Below are 3,786 nucleotides of genomic sequence, written 5' to 3' on the forward strand. Positions count from 1 at the left end.
TGCCTTTTCCAACAAGCGCTGGCTACACTTCTTCATGCTGTTTGTCCCCGTGACCGGCTTGTGGATGAGTTCAGTGGGCGTCGTTGGATTAGCGGTGAACCTGCGGGCGTATGACTTCGTGTCCCAGGAAATCCGGGCAGCCGAAGACCCCGAATTTGAGACATTCTACACCAAGAACATTCTGCTCAACGAAGGAGTCCGGGCTTGGCTGGCGCCTCAAGACCAACCACACCAGAAGTTTGAATTCCCTGAGGAAGTTCTACCTCGCGGTAATGCTCTCTAATTAGGTTTGTAGAGACGTTGCATGCAACGTCTCTACGCTCCCCCTTGCCAAATCTAAATGGTGTGTTATTCTAATTAAAGGTGAATAAACACCAGATAACTAACGGATTAAAAAACCGTATAGGGATTAAGGAGGTGATGCCCATGAGCGATAGTAGTAAAAGCATGGGTCATCTGATTGGAGTTAGCCGGCTGTGCGCCGGGGCTGTTCTCTAAACAGTTAGCTCAGTTCTCTTCGGAGAACTCATTTATTGAGCAACTGGGCTGGTTAAGGAGTTCCTTCCGGCAGTCTGGTTTCAATCAGAAGACCCGCTAGACCGCTCTCACTATAAGTGCTATAGATTTTATCTAGGTACTTCCCGTGAGAGCGGATAGTTTTTTGGGAATTTTTTTAAGTTGAAGGTGGGAGAAAAAAATGGCTGAGTTACTCAGTGACGCAGAGATTCAAGAAAAAGTCAAATCACTAGACGGTTGGACGGTTGAAGGGAAAGAGTTACGTACAACTCGCCAATTCAAAGATTTTGTTGAAGCGATCGCGTTTGTCAATAAGATTGTTGAACCAGCAGAAGCGGCTGGACATCATCCGGATTTAGGGATTTCGTATAACAAGGTGACGATTAGTCTCACCACCCATGATGCTGGGGGATTGACCGCTAATGACTTTGAGATGGCTCAAACGCTGTCCAAGTTAAGCGCATAGCTGTAAAACGCGGATATGGCAAGAGCTTAAGTACCAGTTTAAAAAGCTTGACATCTAGGACTGCTTGTGTAATACAAGCAGTCCTTTTAGATATATAATTGGTACTATTAGCCAAAAGCTGACTGACTGGCAGATGGACAAGAGTTCCAAAATGAATCTGAAAATTAAGCGAAAAAATACCATCTGCCAAATAGACGATGTACCATGGTGCGAGAAGGGCAATCAAATTCTTTCTGTAAAGGTGTGAGGACAGAAGATGTCGAAATTACTGTGGAAGTCTCTACTTATTAGCCCAGCGGTCTTAGGTGTAACCTTAGTTGCATCTACGGTGGGAGTACGAGCAGCCGATAGCGCCAATCTGCCTATCGCTGACACTCAAACAGCAACGCCAGAAGTTCAGTTCGATGGTGTTGCTGATATTACGGTTTCAGAGGAAATTGCGGTCAATCCGGAACAGTTAACTCCAGCTAGTCTAGAGGTGAAACCAGAGGCACAGCCGAGCTTGGCTCAATCTGTCCCGGCGACGCCCAATGATGCTGAGATTTTAAATCAAATCAATGACTACAGCAACGAAGGCGGAAACTCCAGCGGACAAGTGACCAGTGTAGGTCAGTTACGGGATGTTTCTCCGGGAGACTGGGCGTATGAAGCGCTACGTAGCCTAGTCGAACGCTACGGTTGTATCGCTGGATATCCAGATGGTACATACCGGGGCAATCGGGCGCTGACTCGTTACGAATTTGCCGCTGGTTTGAATGCTTGTTTACAGCAAATTGAGCGTCTTATACCTGGTGGCGGTTTTGACGAGACTGAGTTAGAAACCCTGCGGCGGCTGATTCAGGAATTTGAAGCGGAACTGGCGACGTTAGGAGCGCGAGTTGATAATCTAGAAGGTCGTGTGGCGTTCTTGGAAGATAATCAGTTCTCCACAACGACGAAGTTACGGGGTGAAGTCATCTTTGCGCTGACCGATGAGTTTAGCCTTGATGACGAAGACAACAACATCGTATTCCAAGACCGGGTTCGTTTAGAACTCAATACCAGCTTCACGGGTCAGGATCGGTTGGTTACTCGTCTAGCCGCTGGGAATGCTCAGCAATTTAATGGTGTTGGTTTCGAGGGTACACAAACCTTCAACATAGGAAATACAGGTGGCAATAATGTCATTGTAGACTGGCTAGCGTACTACTTTAACTTTGGCAGTTCCAAAGTTTACGTAGCTGGCGCGGGTGGGATTCATAGCGACTATGTTCCTACCCTCAATCCTTTCTTTGAAGACTTCGACGGTGGTAATGGTGCGTTGTCTGCCTTTGCTTCTGAAAGTCCCATCTACCGTATCGGTGGTGGTGCGGGTGCAGCCCTTAGCCTAGGTGCAGGTCCGATAGAAAGGGTTTTGGGTCCTAGTACCTTAACGCTTGGTTACCTAGCTGGTAGTGATGCTGCCAATCCCAGTGAAAAAAATGGTCTGTTTGATGGGGACTACGCAGCTCTGGCTCAACTTAACTTTAATCTAGGCGATCGGATTGGTATTGGTGCGACTTACGTCCACGGCTACCATACGAATGAAAGTAACATCTTTGATTTGGGTGGAGGAAGTCCAGGAGTTGTCGGTACTCGCTTCGCCAATCGACCAGGTTTAGCAGTAGACACAGATACGCCAGTTGTTACTAACAGCTACGGAATAGAAGCAGCGTTCCGCCTGAGCGAAAATATTTCAATTAGTGGCTATGGTGCTTACACCGATACCATTTTAGTTGATGACGGTGATGGCGAAGTCTGGACGTATGGTGCTGGTGTAGCCTTTTCTGACCTGGGTAAAGAAGGTAACGTTTTGGGTATCTTTGGCGGCGCTCAACCTTACTTAGGACATGCTGATACCGCAGATGCGGAGTTCCGAAGAGATGATGATGATGTTCCTTATCACGTAGAAGCTTTCTACAAGTACCAACTTACCGATAATATTTCGCTGACTCCAGGTGTGATTTGGCTGATTAATCCTGACCAAGATGACGATAATGAAGATGCGGTCATCGGTACTCTTAGGACTACGTTCACGTTCTAAGTCAACTCTGCGAACAGCAAAATTAGCCTGAAAATTCGCTAATTCTATCACCCCGCCAGTAAGCGGGGTTTTTTAACCTTGCCAATCTAAACCAACAAACCCCACCGGAAAACCGGGGTATACTGGGAATGATTGACCTGACATGAATCAATTTCTGTGGAACTCTCCTGTAAGACCGAATACACCCTACTGGCTCTCCTAGAACTCACGGGTCATTACAATCAGGGAGAACCCTTACAAATCCGACAGATTGCCGCACAACAACATATTCCTGATCGCTATTTAGAACAACTTCTGGCAACCCTGAGACGTGGCAATTTAGTCCGTAGCCAACGGGGGGCTAAAGGGGGCTACATTCTGGCGCGGGAACCTTGGACAATTACTCTATTGGATGTGATTAACTGCCTAGATGGTTCAACCGCAATAGCCTCTGATAGCAAAACAAGCGCGATAACAGAAGCCAGTGCTATCGTCCAAGAAACATGGCAAGAAGTCCGCGATCGCACCAATAATATCTTGCGAGACTATACATTGCAAGATTTATGGGAGAAACTGAATAACAGACGACAGTTGAACATTATGTATTACATCTAATATTACGATGTCCGATATAATTTTGCTAACTTATGCTAACAATGCACTCTAAAAGACAAGCTCTTAGAGAGGGGATATCTCCCAAAGCCCGTAGGAAAATCCCACGGGCGCCGTTAATGTCCCTGTCCATCCGAAATCCATCACCACC

General features: G+C 46.7%; 3 protein-coding genes and 1 pseudogene. All 4 read left to right on the plus strand.

From position 1 onward, the window contains the following. Positions 1 to 283, plus strand: a pseudogene (locus RIE73_RS21300) (photosystem II D2 protein (photosystem q(a) protein)); the annotation flags it as partial. A gap of 414 nt (positions 284 to 697) precedes the next feature. Beyond that, positions 698 to 982, plus strand: coding sequence for a 4a-hydroxytetrahydrobiopterin dehydratase (locus RIE73_RS21305; protein ID WP_446403094.1), 285 nt, complete (start codon positions 698 to 700; stop codon positions 980 to 982). A 256-nt stretch (positions 983 to 1,238) separates the two neighbouring features. Continuing rightward, positions 1,239 to 3,044 (plus strand): iron uptake porin, encoded by a 1,806-nt coding sequence (locus RIE73_RS21310; protein WP_446403095.1) that lies wholly within the window; start codon positions 1,239 to 1,241, stop codon positions 3,042 to 3,044. 156 nt (positions 3,045 to 3,200) lie between these two features. Continuing rightward, positions 3,201 to 3,638: an RrF2 family transcriptional regulator gene (locus tag RIE73_RS21315; protein ID WP_446403096.1), complete on the plus strand. Its 438-nt coding sequence runs from the start codon at positions 3,201 to 3,203 to the stop codon at positions 3,636 to 3,638. The last annotated feature ends 148 nt before the right edge of the window (positions 3,639 to 3,786 follow it).

This window comes from Coleofasciculus sp. C1-SOL-03, assembly GCF_040220555.1.
Taxonomy (GTDB): Bacteria; Cyanobacteriota; Cyanobacteriia; order Cyanobacteriales; family Coleofasciculaceae; genus Coleofasciculus.